Below are 17,643 nucleotides of genomic sequence, written 5' to 3' on the forward strand. Positions count from 1 at the left end.
CTAGAGATGTTTCAGTGCTTTATCCAGGGTTTGTGCCAGTACAATGTTAACCGCCAGCTCGACCAGTCTGTATTCAGCAGAATTCGAGTCTGTATAGCTTTCTGCCATTTCAATTAAATAATCAATAGAAACTGACTGAGGCGGAATTTTGCCCTGTACCAATGCCTGAAGTTCATGCATAAAAAATTTTCTTATCATTAATCTATTTATATTGCTGCAATTATAAGCAGAGATCACATAAAATAGTGATCTATTTTGAGTGTTTTATAAACAAATTTTTTAATTAAAAGTGATAAAAATCAATAGAAAAAATGAGAGTAGGAAATAGTCGATATTTTTGAGAGTTGTGCATCTTTTACACAGAATGTGTTCAATATGATAAAAAAAGCAGGCTGAATCAATCAGCCTGTTTTAATGCAAAACAGTTTTGCATTAAGCCGTTTTTTCAGTTGCTACAGTCGCAGCATCTGTATTTACTGTTTCAGCAGGTGCTTTAGTCGCTGGAAAGTCTGGCAGATGAACCACTTGCGCCATTTGTGCAGACGCTTGAACAGAAAAAGCCATAACGGTTGCAGCGAAAGCAAATTTAAGAGCATTCATAGGATGACCTTTAATATCAGAGTGTTCAATGACTTGAACAGAGGAGAATATTTAAACTTAATTCGGGTGAAATAATAGCAAATAAGACTTAATATAAAATGATAGATTCGGCAAATTCAGGCAGTAAATTTTAGATAAATTACTCTATAAAACAATAAATTAGTGTATTTACTCTAGTTTGATTTTTATGATTTTACAGGACTTTATGCTTTGTTTTGGCGATGAGAATCTGGACTTGATCGAGTGCCAAAACAAGCGGCGATGTGTTTTTGATCTGCCAATTTAAGATTGAATTTCGAGCTTTGTTCAATCCATGTAAGTTTTTGCTATCGCTTGTTTACGGGCTGCTGCAATCTTCTGAGAATGGACTAAGATGGAATTCCATTCATTTTCATGCTGAGAGTTTTATTATGGCAATTGCAAAAGTGGTAGAAGTCAATTCAAGCAGCAATAAAAGCTTTGAAGATGCGATTCAAACGGGCATTCAAAAAGTCACAGAAACGGTCAAAAATGTACAAGGTGCTTGGATCAATGAACAGAAGGTTGTCATTAAAGAAAATAAAATCACGGAATATCGTGTCAATTTAAAAATTAGTTTTCTGGTTGATTAAGCGAATGCCATTCAATAACAAATAAAAAAACCCCATTTAAAATGGGGTTTTTTTATTGAACGTTGTTTTATTTAGCTTGGTCTGGCGTGTCACACGTTTCTGGTGAGCACTGTGCTGCCTGACTGTTGGTTGATGTATCGAGCGCTTTTTCAAATACTTGCAGGAAAACTTCTTTAGGCTGCGCGCCTGCCAATGCCACACGTTGATCAAAAACAAAGAAAGGTACACCGGTCACTTTGAGTTGTTCATGTGCGACTTCCTGATCGAATTTGACGAAATCAGCATATTCTTCCGAATCCAACAGGTCATCGACTTCGACCGGATTCAGGCCAATACGCGCTGCGACATCTTCCAGTGTTTCACGTTCTCCAATCGCCAGACCTTGGGTCATATAGCTATAGAAGAACGCTTCCTGTGCTTCATTGCCCAAACCTTTGCTTTGCGCCAGGTGAATCAGGCGATGCGCATTAAAGGTATTGCCTGAATTGGCACCTTCCCAGTTAAATTCAATACCTTCGGCTTTGGCCATTTCAGCAATATTGCGCTGCATCTCTTCGACTTCTGCCACGGTGCGGCCATATTTTTGCGCCAGACGCTCAGAGTTGGAGACTTCCTGACGTACCGGTGCTTCAGGATCGAGCTGGAAACTGTGCCAATGTACTTCTAGCTCAATACCTGCTTCTTGTGCAGCAGCTTCTAAACGTTTTTTACCAATATAGCAGAAGGGGCAAACCACATCTGACCAGATATCTACGCGCATGTCATGTCTCTAATTTTGCTCTTGTGTTCAAGTATGAGGGTGAAGAATCAGAATTTAAAGCCCTTGAGCATCAGAAGTGTATTTCTACAGCAGATCGGCAGGATAAATAAAAGAAGAAAGAGTAGGTGATAGCCAGATGGCTTCCTTAATATAATCAGGTTCTGACTATTCAAAAAAAATATAAAAATGCCATAAAAAAACGCCCCGTAGGGCGTTTTGTGAATGCAGTCAATTATGCAGTTTTTACTGCAGCTTCAACAGCAAGCATGTGACCATTTTCTTCGAAGTTTGAGTGCCAAGAAAGCGCTTCACGAAGAAGATGAGGGGTATGGCCGCCTTTTGCACATGCACGGTCAAAGTAATCATTCAACGCATCGCGGTACATTGGGTGCGCACAGTTATCAATTACTGCACGTGCACGCTCACGCGGAGCCAAACCACGAAGATCCGCAAGACCTTGTTCAGTCACTAGGATATCAACATCATGTTCTGCGTGGTCGATATGTGAAGCAAACGGCACTACAGAAGAGATGTCTCCACCTTTCGCGATTGATTTGGTTACGAAGATCGCCAAGTGGGCATTACGTGCGAAGTCACCTGAACCACCAATACCGTTCATCATCTTGGTACCACATACGTGAGTTGAGTTCACGTTACCGTAAATATCAAACTCAAGTGCAGTGTTGATGCCGATAATACCTAAACGACGTACCAGTTCAGGATGGTTTGAAATTTCCTGTGGACGTAATACCAGTTTGTCTTTGTATTGTTCCAGGTTGTTAAATACTTTCTCGCCGTACTTAGCAGAAAGCGTAATAGAAGAACCTGAAGCAAACTTCATTTTACCGGCATCGATCAATTCAAACGTACAGTCTTGTAGTACTTCTGAGTACATGATCAAGTCTTCGAAGTTTGAATCTTTCAGACCCGTCAATACGGCGTTTGCAATTGAACCGATCCCTGCTTGAAGAGGTCCGAGGTTTTTCGGTAGACGGTCTTCAGCTACTTCTTTTTCAAAGAAAGCGATCAAATGGTTGGCAATGCTTTGAGTCTCATCATCTGGTGCGGTTACAGTAGATGGAGAGTCGTGCAATTCGCTGTTAAATACGATACCAACAATTTTAGATGGATCGATATTGATCGCATGCGTACCAATACGCTCATCAACTTGAGTCAATGGAATCGCTTGACGCGTTGGACGATACGTCGGGATGTAGATATCGTGCAAGCCTTCAAATGCCGGGCTTAAATTCGTATTGATTTCTACAATCACTTTTTCAGCAAAAATTGCAAAGCTTGCAGAGTTACCAACAGATGTTGTTGGAATGATGCCGCCATCTTCAGTAATCGCTACTGCTTCGATAATCGCAACGTCTGGTTTTTTCAACTGCAGGTTACGCATTTGCTCAACAGTTTCAGACAAGTGCTGGTCAATGAACATCACTTCGCCGTTATTGATTGCTTTACGTAAAGTGTTGTCTACCTGAAACGGTAAACGACGTGCCAATACACCAGCTTCAGTCAGTTGTTTGTCTAGATCGTTCCCTAGTGATGCACCAGTAATTAACGTAATCTTTAATGGGTTTGCTTTTGCCTGTTGAACCAAAGCTAAAGGAACCGCCTTCGCTTCACCAGCGCGAGTAAAGCCACTCATACCCACAGTCATGCCATCTTGGATGAATTCAGCCGCTTGTTCAGGGCTGATGACTTTGTTGTGTAGGGAGGCTAAACGGATACGATCTAAAGACATTTTAACTCTCATTAATTCTTAAACTATGATACGGATTGTACCGCTCAAAAAATGTATTGTGCATAGGTGTTAGGCTAAGGTCTAATTTTTTAGCTAAATGTAGGTATAATAAAAAATGATGATTTTTAAATGATTGAATTCGTGAACTATAAAATGAATTGTATAGAAAAACTAAAAAGTCATTTGTTGAATTATTGATCACTTATTAAAAGTGATCAGTCAAGGTTTGGCGAATTTTATCGAGTGTGGTGGCTGGGGGGAGTGTCTCTGGGTTCACCTGATTTACGGGTAGTGAAATGATAGCTTCCAGCCCACCTTCAGGACGATTATGAATACGTAATTGACCATGGTGAATATCGACAATCCGTTTCACAATGGCCAGCCCCAAGCCGCTGCCTTGTACCGTTCGTGCCGAATTGCCCCGAACAAAAGGCTGCATCAACGCTTCAATCTGATCTTCCGGGATGCCTTCGCCATGGTCTGCCACACAAATCAACAGTTGATCTTCTTCAACATGCGCAGAAAGCTCAATTGGTTCTGAACCATAACGTTTTGAGTTGTTAATCAGATTGCCAATCAGTCTTTTTAGCGACATGCTGCGCGCCTGAATGGTCGGTATATCTTGCGGAGTGAAACGGATATCTAGCGGTTTAAACTGCTTGACCAGTTCCTGGAGCAGCACATTGACATTGGTGTCCTGCGGTTCTTCATCGGAACCATCGCGCATATAAGAAATGAACTGATCCAGAATCGCGTCCATATCTTCGACATCATAAATCAGGCCTTCTTTGAGAAAGTCTTCATCTGGCATCATTTCGGCAGTGAGGCGGATCCGGGTTAAGGGCGTGCGCAAGTCATGTGAAATGCCGGCCAGCATGATTCGGCGTTCCCGCTCGGTCTGATCCAGCGTATAAATCATCTGATTAAAGGCATGATTCACCTGACGGATTTCCAGTGGACCATGATTGGTATCTAGATAGGGTGCTGAGCCGATTCGGCTATAACTGTTGGCGGCATTCTGCAAACGGCGTAAAGGGCGGTTCAGCTGACGCACCAAGGTCAAAATAATGATGCCGACAATAATCGGCGTGCCAAGCAACCAGCCCAAAATCAGTTCATTACTATAGTTAGCATACGTCTTTAAAGGTTCCTGTACCCAGTGACCATTCATTTCAGGAGTCTGGATCCAGATACGTGGACTCGGCTTAAACTGGAAATAGACTGTGGCTTGTTCGATGCGTAACTCTTTGGCGAGTTTGGTTTCGATCTGTCGGGTAAAAAATTCGGCAATCAGCTTTTCACGGACAGTGGGATATTCTGCCGGATTGGTCACATATTCAATACCAACCCGGTTTTTCAGCCAGTCATCGATATCGACTTCCTGCTGTTTGTGATATAGGCGCAGATCGGGATTGTTAAGAATTTCCAGTTCCATGGCCAGATAACGCGCATGTTGCTGGATTTCAGGTAAAAACAGGGTACGCCAAAAGAACCACAAGGACATGAACAGGCTAAAACAGACCACAAAAACCACCAGTACCGTGGTACGCATGGCAGCAGAACGCGGCTTGATCTTGTCGAGAAAGCGTTCCCCGCGGGTACGCTTTTTTTCCGAGTAGCTGACAAAATCGGTAAATTTTTGTGGATCGATGGGGTCGAGTTTCACACCAGCTCCCTGTTGGCATTTTCCAAATTGAGCAGTAATAATAATTTGTAATGGAATCTTACTGCTTGAACCTTCGATGGAAGGAGCTTGTTGTGTTACTTTTTTTGAAAAAAGTAACCAAAAAACTTTGCCATTCGCTGAACTCGCGCATTTGTATACGAGCCTTTAAAGAAGGGGAGGCTCAAACAGCAGCGAATGGCTTTTAGGGACAATAAATTGGGGTAATCTTTTATCCTAATAAGTTTTTCTTTATTCAGCACCATCTGGAACAAAGACATAACCCACACCCCATACGGTCTGGATATAACGTGCACGCGCAGGATTTTCTTCAACCAGACGGCGTAAACGTGACACCTGAACATCAATTGAACGTTCCATTGCACCCCATTCACGGCCACGCGCCAGATTCATCAGCTTGTCGCGAGTTAAAGGTTCACGAGGATGCTGCACCAGTGCTTTGAGTACTGCAAATTCGCCGGTAGTGAGCGTTACCACTTGGCCTTCACGGGTCAGGGTGCGGGTGGACAGATCCAGTGACCATGGACCAAAAGAAACGACTTCCATCTGCTGGCTTGGTGCACCTGGCACTTCGCGTACCTGACGGCGCAATACCGCACGAATACGCGCTAGCAGTTCATTCGGGTTAAATGGTTTTGGCAGGTAATCGTCGGCACCTGCTTCCAGACCGGCAATACGATCCGAGTCGCTACCACGAGCGGTGAGCATAATGATAGGCGTATCGATATTGGATTGGCGTAAACGACGACAGATACTCAAGCCATCTTCGACCGGAAGCATAAAGTCAAGCACGATCAGAGAAAACAGTTCCCGCTGTAAAAGTCGATCCATCTGCGTGGCATCATGTGCAGTTTTAACCACAAAGCCTTTATCTTCGAGAAAACGCTGTAATAAGGTACGCAGACGAACATCATCATCAACCACCAGGATCCGTTCGACCCGGTCCGTTTCGGTATGTACGGCATCGGCTTTTTCAGCAGGTACAACTAAACTCATGAGATGCTCCTTTATTCTTTATTGTCATCATAAACAAAAATCAAATAGGCTTTGAGTATACGATTCATTGATATTAATTGACTATGCTCTAAAGCACCAAATATTGCAGTTAAAATCAAGACATAGATACCAAATATATACATCTAAATGAGCAAAAAATACGATTTTAAGCTGGATAAAAAGCAAAGTTCATACAAACTTTATCGGGAAAAGCTGAAAACTATGGCACTTCATAATATAAAGATGAGGTAAATTAATAAAAACAATGGTGGATTTTATAGACCCGGTCTTTATAATCATGCCATTTAGTACTTATCCTTGTGGGATCAAACACGATGACTGACTTAGTTCAGCAGTTGGCAAAAGAACTTGCCGTACGTCCAAATCAAGTTGAGGCTGCCATCAAGCTTATTGATGAAGGTGCCAGTGTTCCTTTTATTGCACGTTACCGTAAAGAAGTAACGCAAGGCTTGGACGATACGCAACTACGTCAACTCGATACGCGTTTATCATACTTGCGTGATTTGTATGAGCGCCGTGACAAGGTGATTGAATCACTCAAAGAACAAGATAAATTGTCTGATGACTTATTGGCGCGTGTGAATGCAGCGGAAACCAAAAATGCATTAGAAGAAATTTACGCGCCGTACCGTCCAAAACGTACCAGTAAATCATTCAAGGCCAAAGAAGCCGGTCTAGGCCCGATTGCCGAAAAAATCTTTAATGAAGCCGTTGATCCAGCTGAAGCTTTGGTGGGTTTTAGCCATGAAGATTACCCAGATACTGAAAGCCAGCTTGATGCGATCCAGCACATCCTGATTGATGACTGGGCGCAAAATATCGCGCTGACCACTGAACTTAAAGCGACATTTGCAAAAACTGCCGTGCTGAAAAGTTTGGTTGCCAGTGATGAGAAAAAAGAAGTCGGTAAAAAATTCCGTGATTATTTCGATTTCTCTGAAAACTTGAATAAAGTGCCTTCACACCGTTTATTGGCGATGCTGCGTGGCCGTCAAGAAAACGTTTTAGGCCTGAAAGTGGATGGCGAAGATGATGCCCCGTTGGCGCGTATTGAAACTGAATACAATCTTGAAACTGTTCAGCCACAAGCGCGTCAGGATTTCTTGAAGCAAACTGCAAAACTATTTTGGCTCGGTAAAGTTCGTCCAACGATCGAACATTCATTGCTGACTGAAAAACGTCTGGCTGCTGAAACAGAAGCGATGAACGTCTTTGCTGAAAACCTGCGTCATTTACTGCTTTCTGCACCTGCAGGCGCACGTACCACTTTGGGCGTGGACCCGGGTATCCGTACCGGTGTGAAACTGGCGGTAGTGAACGAGTCTGGTGATGTTCTTGCACACAGCACGATTTATCCATTTGCACCAAAAGACGATAAAGAAGGTTCACTGGCCGAGCTGGCGCGTTTATGCCGCGAGTTCAATGTTGACCTGATCGCGATTGGTAATGGTACTGCAAGCCGTGAAACTGAAGCTTTAGTTGCTGAAATGATGGCTGCGAACAGTGATCTGAAAATGACGCGTGTTTCTGTATCTGAAGCAGGTGCATCGGTGTATTCAGCATCTGAACTAGCTTCACAGGAACTGCCTGAACTAGATGTATCTATTCGTGGTGCGGTATCGATTGCACGCCGTTTACAAGATCCACTAGCAGAACTGGTGAAAATCGATCCGAAATCGATTGGTGTGGGTCAGTATCAACATGACGTGAACCAGACCGGTCTGGCGAAAACCCTTGAAGCGGTCGTTGAAGACTGTGTGAACTCAGTGGGTGTGGATGTAAATACTGCATCAGCAGCAATTCTGGGTTATATCGCGGGTCTGAATAAATCGATCGCACAGCAAATTGTGGAATTCCGTAAGGAAAATGGTCGTTTTGACAATCGTCAGTCTTTGAAAAAAGTACCACGTTTAGGCGAGCGTACTTTTGAGCAGGCTGCGGGCTTCTTGCGTATTCAAGATGGTACAGAACCACTGGATGCGTCTGCAGTTCACCCTGAGTCATATGCTTTGGTGAGCAAAATTGTTGAAGCAAAAGCAACGACTGTAAAAGACATCATTGGCAATACTGAAATCATTCGCCAAGTGAATGCAGAAGAATTTGCAGACGAGAAATTTGGTCTGCCGACGATTCAAGACGTATTGGCTGAACTGGAAAAACCGGGCCGTGACCCGCGTCCAGAATTCCGCACTGCTAAATTCCGTGATGACATTACTGAAGTTGCGCAATTGTCTGAAGGCATGCAACTGGAAGGTGTAGTCACTAACGTGACTAACTTCGGTGCATTTGTCGATGTGGGCGTGCATCAAGATGGTTTGGTACATATTTCTGAACTTGCCAATGAATTCGTCGCTGATCCGCATAAAGTGGTGAAACCGGGTCAAATCGTACAAGTCCGTGTTTTGAATGTGGATGCTGAACGTAACCGCGTGAATCTGTCGATGCGTCCTGAAGGTTCTGAAGCGCCGGCGAAAGCACCACGTCAGCCACGTCGCGAGAACAATGAGCCACGTGGTGAACGTAAGCCTCAGGGTAAACGTCCACAGCAAGGACGTCCGCAAGGTGATCGCCCTCAGGGTAAGAAATCTCAAGCGGCTAAACCACAAGAGCAAAAAATTGGTGGTTTGGGTGCATTGCTATTGCAAGCAGGGATTAAAGGTTCTAAATAATTTTTGGATATCTTTAATTTAAAAAAACCTCCCAATCGGGAGGTTTTTTATTGGATTGTTATGAATTGATCATCGGCACAATCCAGCTAGTAATAATCAGCAAAATACCGAGATGCCCCAATTTTCGTGTCACATAGACCAACTTAGACGGTGGCTGTTCCAGTCGTTTTGCATATTCTTCCATGCTAATGCCGGGCTTGCCTTTACTGGTAAATAAAAATACCGCCAGGTCGATACAGATCAGAATCGTACCGATATCAGCGACCAGCTCCATCAGGACAAAATTCTGGCGATACAGCGACATGCTGACGCTATAAATCAGATAAATGGCAAAGGCCAGACACAGGTATTGCAGGACAACTAAAAACTTCTGCATAAATCTCAACAGTTCACAAAATTAAAGCAATTATACAAATAATCGGGCAGCTGCGGCCAATTACAAGGCTTGCATCACCTCAGCAAAATTCTGCTTCTCGACCAGTTCAAGAAATTCATCACCCAGACGCTGACTTTCCGCAATACATTGCTTCCACAGCTGGATCCGTTGGGTTTGATCCAAACCTTTTAAGTTAAAGTCTTTACGATCAGGCAAACGACCCAAAGGCGAACTTTGCAGATATTGCTGCGATGGAGAAAGCAGCAAAGTTCGTGCCTGATTTTCTGGATTTGAGGTACGTTTAAATAACTTGTCGAACCAGCCGGGGGTAATGCTATCGGTAAAATGTGGATACAGCACAATGCCTTTGCTCTGAAAGGGCAGGTCAATGTGATAATCAATCAGGCCACCATCGCGATAATAACCCTGCGGCGCATCCGGAATATTGTTCACCGCTGCCATCACCCCGGGAATAGACGCTGAAGCCATCAACCAGGACAACACACTCTGTTCGGTTAGTGCATGATAATGCGTGGTAAATCCATCTTCAGCGATTTTAAACTGCTCACCCGTATTCGGCTGGCTGATTACACGTTGCATGAAATGACGGCTGTGCCGGCGCGCGACTGCGGTCGTTCCAAGAATTCCAGCCACAGAAGCCAACAACGGCAATGCCTTGTCACTCTGGAAAATGTGTTGGGCTTTAATTGAAATGACTGCGAGATGATAATCTGGATGATTGACCAGATCGTTTTCTTTGCCTTGTACCAGATCCAGCAGCATGCCACGGCAAACTTCGCTGACATCCTGACGGGTCATTTTTTTATGAAAATAGAGGTTGGTATACAGCTCACCCAAACGTTCGGTTCCCTGTTGAACTCCATGTGCAGCCATACTGGCAAAACGCCAGCTGCCAATCGAAGAACCCACCAAAGTTCTACGCTGAGGTGCACGTGGAAAAAACTCACCAAAAATCGCCTGATCCAGTCCTTGGATCCCGATGCCTTTGGGGCCGCCTGCCGCACCGGGCACGATATCGACCTGTTCGGGTTGCAAACCTTGTTCCAGAATCAGCTCACGTGCCAGATGGCCAGCACGAATCGTGAGCGCAGGCGCACGTTTTTGTAAAATCTGTACCATGGTTGAACCTATACCAGTCAAATGTGTGCTTATTTTAAGCGATAGGTTTAAAGACCCAATGGCAAGATATGTCCTAAGGTGACTTGAGAGTCATGGCATCGGGTTGATGTAAGTGTGCATGAGTTCTTTATTGCGTAAATTTAAAAAAGGTAGATTAAATGAAATAATCAAAAGCGTGGTTATAGGATAGCTTGGCCAGTAAAAAGCATGAATTAGAAAGAAACTACCTGCAAGACCTATCCATATTTTTAAAGCTAGTATTAGCTGTGTTTGTCGTAGACAGAATAGAAATAACAACGGAAGCAGGTTAAAGCTGACAATGAGCCAGAAATAGTCACTATGAATCAGGCGGTAGAATGTGGTATTGGCAGCAGGGGACCATGCAAGCCAATGGGCTGTTTGGTTGATATAGAAAAAAATATCTATCCATGTTGGGAAGCTGTAAAGTAGTGCAGTGAGAAAGGTTTTTTGTCTATTCTGGCGATACAGTGCCCATAAAAAACTATATTTCATTTGGATATTCTTGCTTTATTTTTTCAATAATTTAAGCATAAAAAAGCCTGACGAATCAGGCTATTTAAAAAATTATTTCGCAATTCGCCAGACGGCAAGCACACTTGCCAACACAATCAGAATCACCGACACAAACCACGGTGAAATAATGGCAATCGCCAGCAGAATCGCCATGATACTGCCAAACATCCAGCTACGTTTTTGCTGATGTTCCATTTGCAGGCGCATACTTTGTAATTCATTGAGCTGTTTGGCATGCCAGGCCGACTGGTTTTTTAAACCGTTTAAGCTGTCGATCATCAGGGTCGGTAAATCCTGCGCCCCTAACAGCAGATCCGGGATTTTCTGTCCCAGTTCTTTAAGGTTCTTTTGCGGATTCATCTGGGCCTTGATCCAGTCCGTCAGGATCGGTTTGGCCAGACTCCAGATATCCAGTTCAGGATACAGGTCGGTTCCTAAACCCTCGACATGCACCAAAGTTTTTAGTAGCAACATCAATTGAGGTGGAATTTCCAGATGGAAACGACGCGCGATGTCCATGACTTCAATCAGAATGCCGGCAAAGTCCAGTTCATGCATCGGTTTGGACACCATCGGCCCCACACTGCGGCGCATTTCACGGGCCAATGCATCCTGATCAGTCCCCGGTGGAATCCAGCCAGCCTGATGCACCACCTGAATCAGCTGCATAAAGTCACTGTTCATGACCGCCAGTAGCATGCGTGCTACGGTCATCTGGTCGTGTTTGGACAGTTCGCCCATAATCGCGCAGTCCAGCGCAATAAAACGCGGATTGGCTGGATTGATGGTTTCTACAAAGACATTTCCCGGATGCATGTCAGCATGGAAGAAGTTATCGCGGAAGACCTGAGTAAAGAAGATGGTTAGGCCTTTACGCGCCAGATCGGCACGATCCATGCCCAACCGGTCAAAGGTCGCGATATCTGAAATCGGCACCCCGGTAATGCGCTCGGCTACCAGCACGTCTTTGCTGTCCATGTAAATTTCCGGCACATACATCATGCTCGAGCCGGTAAAATGATGGCGCATACGGCGGGTATTGTCCGCTTCCAGCGTCAGGTCTAGTTCATTCAGAATGATCTGTCGATAATCCTGAATGATTTCCGACAGGTGCAATGCGCGGGCAGCTTCCAGACGTTTTTCCAGAAATTGACCGAGCCATTCCAGAATTTCAAAATCCTGCAAAATCTGCTGGCGAATATTCGGGCGGGTGACTTTAACCACCACTTCACGGCCATCATGCAGGGCAGCCGTATGCACCTGAGCAATCGAAGCTGCAGCCAGTGGCTGGGTATCGAAACGCGCGAATAGGGTATTTACATCAGCTTTCAGGGATTCCTGAATGCGCATCTTGGCCACGTCATTATCAAACGGCTTGACCCGGTCTTGTAGCAAGACCAGTTGCTGTAAAACTTCAGGTGGAATCAGGTCACGGCGGGTCGAGAGCAGTTGACCGAGCTTGATCGCCAACGGCCCCATTTCTTCTAAAGCCAGTTTCAGCTTGAGCGGATTTTTACGTTCACGACTGGACCAGGCAGCCGGATGCATCCGGATGAGGGACAGCACATGCCGGGATTTTTCTGGTAATTCTTCCGCAGGAAACAACGTGTCGAGTCGATAGTGCGCGGCGATGCGCCAAAGTTCGAGTAAACGTGAAACATGCGGAATCATAAAGCTGTGTACCTAGTCTTGAGTAGAATTGTTTGAGGCATCAATTTGAGCCTGAAGCTGATGGATTTTTGCTTCAACCCGATCTAAATTTTGATTCAGGATACGGGTGTCCTGATTCAGGTCATCCATTTGCCAGCGTGGGGCAAACAGACCACTGTCTTCTTTTAAGGCATCTTCAGCAAAGAATAATTGACTTTGCAGGGTGCGTTTTAGCTGCTTGGGCAGCAGTTGCAATTTGCCAATTTCATGCGCCAGCGTCGGGCCAATCCAGGGACTTAAGTGCGCTGCCAGATCCAGTTCCGCCTGTTGCATGATGCGCTGGATTTCCTGCAATAACTTGTAGTCGCCTTGCAATGGAATATTGCCGACTTCATCGGAAAGCAGCAGCTTGAGTAATTCCACCACATTGCTGACCTGCAAGGTTGCGGTCGCTTCAAGGACTGTCGCGGAACTTGCGTCAAATGGACGTTGTTCAAAGACCGAAGGTGTTTCGGTATGACCGGTTGCCGTTGGTTCCAGACGAACTTTGCCTTCATCAAAAAACACATCAACCGAAAGCTGCGGCGAGGCGATCACCACCCGCAGCATTTTGCCGGACAGGGCATTCAGCTGGATGCGGGTAATGGCATCCAGATCAATCACATGATGAATCACGCGTTCAACAGCACCGAGTGCCAGAATTGACCACATAGGCAAGGAACCTTAAAGTTTGAAACCGCGGTGAACCGCAACAATCCCACCAGTCAGGTTGTGATAGTCACAATTCTGGAAGCCGGCATTTTCCATCATACCTTTCAGGGTGCGCTGGTCCGGATGCATACGGATCGATTCAGCCAGGTATTTATAGCTTTCTGCATCATTGGCAATGATTTTACCCATGATTGGCAATGCCGTGAACGAATAAAGGTCATACAGCTTAGAGAATGGCTCAAACACTGGTTTAGAAAATTCTAGCACCAGTAAACGGCCACCTGGCTTAAGGACGCGGTACATCGCAGCCAGTGCCGCATCTTTATCGGTCACGTTACGTAGACCGAAAGAAATGGTCAAAAGATCAAAGCTGTTGTCTGCAAATGGTTCTAAGGTTTCGGCATTGGCCAAAACGAAATCGACATTGGTACAGCCCGCATCAATCAGACGGTCACGACCGACATTCAGCATGGATTCGTTAATATCAGACAGTACCACATGACCTGTCGGACCAACTTCACGGCTAAAGACTTTAGCCAAGTCGCCAGTACCACCCGCGATATCCAGCACATGCTGGCCACGGCGTACACCTGACATATTGATTGCAAAACGCTTCCACAGGCGATGAATACCAAAAGACATCAGGTCATTCATAATGTCGTATTTGCTCGCCACCGAGTGGAACACTTCTGCGACTTTCTGGGCTTTTTCTTCGCTGTTAACAGTTTGATAGCCGAAGTGTGTGGTTGAGCCGACGTTACCGGTATTGGCACCACGCGGCAGATTATATTTAGGCACAGTACCCGTCACAGGCGTGTCAGTCAGACGTTGTTCTAAGGATTGTTGCTGACCTTGCGGGGTGCCTTGTGGAAGGGGTTCAGTTAAGAATGGGCTCACTTTGTCTGTCTGTTGTGCCGACTCGGGGGTAGGGGTAGGCGTTGTATTTTCATTCGACATTGGAGTCACTCCTAACATATCAATCGGGTTAATCTTGCATTGTCTGCATCATGACAGATTCTAAAGGCTTATTCAGCAATCATGATGCAATTGTTATGAATAATATACAGAAAAATTCACGCTTGGCAGAAATACTCATCGGGTATTTACTGAAACGGTAGCGGATCGCCAGAATGTACTTTATCGATAATCTGGCGTTCGGTTGCCGTGAACGTGCGTACAAATTTTTCTGCCGATTTGAGTGGCTTCATGGCCAGAAAACCATCCTGCATAAATTCATACATCACCTGAAAGTTATATTTATTCGCCGCGCCTTTACACATTTTAAAGGCCGTATAGACCACAAATGAACGCATGTATTTATCCAGACTCATGCCGAGCTGATCCAGCAGAGCCAACTGTTTCAAGCGTGCTTCACCCTGATCCAGCTTCAAATAGGTCAGGCGCATCATCTCGTCAGTCAGCGGTTCATGCGGATGATAATCCTGTAATAACTGAATCGCGACCTGTTCATCCAGCTGTACCGCCAGAATAGCCAGCTCTACACCTGAGGTGCCGGTTTTAATGGCATTTTCCGGAATAACTTTTTCTGCTTTATGCGCATATTTCATCAGCCGGGCAATCTGTTCTGCCAGCGCATCAAATTCAGCACCGCCGTAGAGACGGTTCAGGAAATATTCGGACATCAACAGGTTTTGTTTTTCAGCAAAATGGGCGCGATGAGTGCGCTGCATGCGGACTTTCTGCCAGGCCTGCACATCCTGTAAACGGCTTAAAATGTCAGGCCGGGTGTGATAAGCCAGTTGATAATAATGCGCTAACAGATCATCGAGTACGGCAAGTTTGGACATGAGGCTTCAATTATGATTGGAGGATGCAAGAATCTTAGAGGCTGCCGGACAATCCTGCTATGACAAATTGAACAGAGATCGGGCATTTGTATGTCAATCTGTTGTTTAAATAGCCAATTTAATCGTGTGAAAAACGTTGCCAGAGCTATTTTTTCGCTGAAACTCCTCGCTATACTGCAAATAGAATAAAAGATCAGGGTTGAAGATACGTATGGAACAACCACAATTTCAGTTAATGGATGAAGATCAGCTGTCTGTCGAGCTGATTGATGCCCAATATAATTTAAAAAAGACCCGGGGCCAGAAAAATGCCAAAAGTCTGGTGATTCTGGTGAATGGCATTGAGCTAGCCGGCAAAGGTGAAGCGGTTAAACAGCTACGTGAATGGGTCGATCCGCGCTATTTGCGCGTGAAAGCCGATAAGCCTCAGCTAGCCGGCCCAAAGCAAACCTTGTGGCAACCTTATGCGCGTTTTATTCCAGCTGAGGGCCAGATCATGGTGCTGTTTGGTAACTGGTATAGCGATCTGCTCGGCAGTGCCATGCAAGCTGAAAGCCCGCTGAGTGATGCACAGTTTGATGAATATCTGCAAGAGATGCAGGCCTTTGAACAGGACCTGAAAAATAACCATGTGGATGTGATCAAGGTCTGGTTTGACCTGTCCTGGAAAGTCTTGCAAAAACGCCTGGATGCCATGGATCCGAGTGAAACTCACTGGCATCAACTGCATGGTCTGGACTGGCGCAATCGCAAAGAATATGACACCTTGCAGCGCCTGCGTCAGCGCTTTACCGAGGACTGGTTCATTATTGATGGCGAAGATGAGAAGCAGCGCGACCAGCAATTTGCCCAGTATATCCTGAGTGCCTTGAAACATTGTCCGGATCATCCTGCCAGAGCCAAGGGAAGATGGAAACAGGCCAAGATTCCCGAGCAGTTAAAACATCCTTCCAAGACTCAAGCCCAGCCAGAAGATTACAAACCGGAACTAAAAAAATTAACCGCGAAGGTCGCCAAAGCCATGCGTTCCGATTCGCGTAATGTGGTGATTCTGTTTGAAGGTATGGATGCTGCCGGCAAGGGCGGCGCAATCAAGCGAATTGTCAAAAAACTCGATCCACGTGAATATGAAATTCATACCATTGCTGCACCAGAAAGATTTGAGCTGAGCCGTCCCTATTTATGGCGCTTCTGGACCAAGCTGCAAACTGATGATGATATCTGTATTTTTGACCGTTCCTGGTATGGGCGGGTATTGGTAGAACGGGTAGAAGGATTGGTCAGTGCGGTGGAATGGCAGCGTGCTTATGATGAAATTAACCGTTTTGAACAGAGTCTGGTCAAGCATCAAACAGTGATTGTGAAAATCTGGCTGGCAATCTCCAAGGACGAACAGGCAGCACGTTTCAAGGCGCGTGAAGATACACCGCATAAGCGTTTTAAAATTACCGAAGAAGACTGGCGTAACCGGGAGCGCTGGGACGACTATCTGAAAGCGGCAGCCGATATGTTTGAACATACTTCGACCGAGGAAGCGCCCTGGCATATTATTGCGACCGATGATAAGAATACCGCGCGGGTCGAGGTGTTAAAGGCTATTTTAAAACAGCTTCAGGCAGAATAATCTGCCTGAAGTAAGAGTGTCTAGAGGGCTGCAAAAATTCAGCTCACCCGGATTTTAACCTTGCGCCACCTGTTTTTGCTGGATATTTTTAGCTGCACGGTAGCATTCCTCTACATGTGCTTCAGCAATCTTTTTCATGACAAAATAGCCCAGACTTGCCGCCACCAGTTGGCCGCCCAGCGGAATGAATTTTGTGACTTGCTTTGTGATCACTTTCGCTGCAACATTGTTCAAAGATTTTTTAACTGCCGTACGTGCGACCACCAGACCAGAAAATTCTACGCCGCGTTTACGCAACTCATTCCAGTGCACCTGACGGGTTTTTGGATCATAGACACTGATCTGGTCAGGCGCCAGGCCGAAGCGGGCATTGATCTCGGGAATCAATTGCGACAAGATACCGATATCAATGACCACGTCCATAAACGGCACTGGAATAACCGCAGCACCGGCAGAATAATAGGCGCGTTTTTTGGTGAGTTCCAGGCACTCGGCGCGGATTTGTTCTAAATCTAGGCTCGGATCGAGACGTTCAGGAATTTTATCTAATTTCATGGGCACTACCTAAGCTCTATGTTGTTTTTTTCTATTCAAGCATCTTTAAGATGCTTTTTTCAAAGAAATTTTTCGACTGAAGTGTGGTTTTAAAGTGTCATAGAGCGCTCGGGATGTATAGTAAATAATCTTTATCGTTTTGTAGTAAAAACCA

17 protein-coding genes are annotated in these 17,643 nt (G+C 45.2%); 3 read left to right on the forward strand and 14 right to left on the reverse strand.

Annotated features, from left to right (window positions below):
• Positions 1-180, reverse strand: coding sequence for a hypothetical protein (locus NI466_RS04845; RefSeq protein WP_004647321.1), 180 nt, complete (start codon positions 178-180; stop codon positions 1-3).
• A gap of 252 nt (positions 181-432) precedes the next feature.
• On the reverse strand, positions 433-600 hold the full coding sequence (locus NI466_RS04850; protein ID WP_004647322.1) for a hypothetical protein: 168 nt from the start codon (positions 598-600) through the stop codon (positions 433-435).
• 410 nt (positions 601-1,010) lie between these two features.
• On the opposite strand from NI466_RS04850, the gene NI466_RS04855 reads away from it, so the two are divergent.
• Positions 1,011-1,211 (forward strand): dodecin family protein, encoded by a 201-nt coding sequence (locus tag NI466_RS04855; RefSeq protein ID WP_004278594.1) that lies wholly within the window; start codon positions 1,011-1,013, stop codon positions 1,209-1,211.
• A gap of 67 nt (positions 1,212-1,278) precedes the next feature.
• Here the strand turns inward: NI466_RS04855 and NI466_RS04860 are convergent, their stop codons facing one another.
• The 4 genes from NI466_RS04860 to ompR all read right to left on the reverse strand — a co-directional run bounded on the left by NI466_RS04860 (position 1,279) and on the right by ompR (position 6,401).
• Complete coding sequence (locus NI466_RS04860) at positions 1,279-1,971, reverse strand: DsbA family oxidoreductase (RefSeq protein ID WP_004647323.1); 693 nt, start codon at positions 1,969-1,971, stop codon at positions 1,279-1,281.
• Positions 1,972-2,203: 232 nt separating this feature from the next.
• A complete protein-coding gene (scpC, locus tag NI466_RS04865) occupies positions 2,204-3,721 on the reverse strand; it encodes a succinyl-CoA:acetate CoA-transferase ScpC (protein ID WP_004647324.1) in 1,518 nt (505 codons plus the stop codon).
• A 205-nt stretch (positions 3,722-3,926) separates the two neighbouring features.
• Positions 3,927-5,387 carry an ATP-binding protein gene (locus NI466_RS04870; protein ID WP_253172937.1) on the reverse strand — a complete coding sequence of 487 codons (1,461 nt, stop codon included), beginning with the start codon at positions 5,385-5,387 and terminating at the stop codon, positions 3,927-3,929.
• A 249-nt stretch (positions 5,388-5,636) separates the two neighbouring features.
• On the reverse strand, positions 5,637-6,401 hold the full coding sequence (gene ompR, locus NI466_RS04875; RefSeq protein ID WP_004278590.1) for an osmolarity response regulator transcription factor OmpR: 765 nt from the start codon (positions 6,399-6,401) through the stop codon (positions 5,637-5,639).
• A gap of 335 nt (positions 6,402-6,736) precedes the next feature.
• On the opposite strand from ompR, the gene NI466_RS04880 reads away from it, so the two are divergent.
• Entirely contained in the window at positions 6,737-9,091 is a 2,355-nt protein-coding gene (locus tag NI466_RS04880) for a Tex family protein (protein ID WP_071850490.1), read from the forward strand.
• 58 nt (positions 9,092-9,149) lie between these two features.
• On the opposite strand, the gene NI466_RS04885 is transcribed toward NI466_RS04880, so the two are convergent.
• The 7 genes from NI466_RS04885 to NI466_RS04915 form a co-directional block, all read right to left on the reverse strand.
• Positions 9,150-9,467: a hypothetical protein gene (locus NI466_RS04885; protein WP_071850489.1), complete on the reverse strand. Its 318-nt coding sequence runs from the start codon at positions 9,465-9,467 to the stop codon at positions 9,150-9,152.
• A gap of 60 nt (positions 9,468-9,527) precedes the next feature.
• Entirely contained in the window at positions 9,528-10,607 is a 1,080-nt protein-coding gene (locus NI466_RS04890; RefSeq protein ID WP_253172939.1) for a patatin-like phospholipase family protein, read from the reverse strand.
• Positions 10,608-10,697: 90 nt separating this feature from the next.
• Positions 10,698-11,120: a hypothetical protein gene (locus tag NI466_RS04895; RefSeq protein WP_071850487.1), complete on the reverse strand. Its 423-nt coding sequence runs from the start codon at positions 11,118-11,120 to the stop codon at positions 10,698-10,700.
• Positions 11,121-11,192: 72 nt separating this feature from the next.
• Positions 11,193-12,812, reverse strand: coding sequence for an ABC1 kinase family protein (locus NI466_RS04900; protein WP_071850486.1), 1,620 nt, complete (start codon positions 12,810-12,812; stop codon positions 11,193-11,195).
• 12 nt (positions 12,813-12,824) lie between these two features.
• Positions 12,825-13,502 carry a ubiquinone biosynthesis accessory factor UbiJ gene (locus NI466_RS04905; RefSeq protein ID WP_071850485.1) on the reverse strand — a complete coding sequence of 226 codons (678 nt, stop codon included), beginning with the start codon at positions 13,500-13,502 and terminating at the stop codon, positions 12,825-12,827.
• A 12-nt stretch (positions 13,503-13,514) separates the two neighbouring features.
• The gene (gene ubiE / locus NI466_RS04910) at positions 13,515-14,459 is read right to left on the reverse strand and encodes a bifunctional demethylmenaquinone methyltransferase/2-methoxy-6-polyprenyl-1,4-benzoquinol methylase UbiE (RefSeq protein WP_004647333.1); all 945 of its coding nucleotides are present in this window, start codon (positions 14,457-14,459) and stop codon (positions 13,515-13,517) included.
• Positions 14,460-14,605: 146 nt separating this feature from the next.
• The gene (locus NI466_RS04915) at positions 14,606-15,310 is read right to left on the reverse strand and encodes a DUF8198 family protein (RefSeq protein WP_044111768.1); all 705 of its coding nucleotides are present in this window, start codon (positions 15,308-15,310) and stop codon (positions 14,606-14,608) included.
• A 205-nt stretch (positions 15,311-15,515) separates the two neighbouring features.
• Here NI466_RS04915 and pap point away from each other — a divergent pair, with 205 nt between their 5' ends.
• The gene (gene pap / locus NI466_RS04920; RefSeq protein ID WP_082180548.1) at positions 15,516-16,934 is read left to right on the forward strand and encodes a polyphosphate:AMP phosphotransferase; all 1,419 of its coding nucleotides are present in this window, start codon (positions 15,516-15,518) and stop codon (positions 16,932-16,934) included.
• A 54-nt stretch (positions 16,935-16,988) separates the two neighbouring features.
• On the opposite strand, the gene NI466_RS04925 is transcribed toward pap, so the two are convergent.
• Entirely contained in the window at positions 16,989-17,489 is a 501-nt protein-coding gene (locus NI466_RS04925; protein ID WP_004278581.1) for a hypothetical protein, read from the reverse strand.
• Positions 17,490-17,643: the final 154 nt, after the last annotated feature.

Source organism: Acinetobacter lwoffii, from assembly GCF_024129595.1.
In the GTDB taxonomy this organism is placed as follows: Bacteria; Pseudomonadota; Gammaproteobacteria; order Pseudomonadales; family Moraxellaceae; genus Acinetobacter; species Acinetobacter lwoffii_O.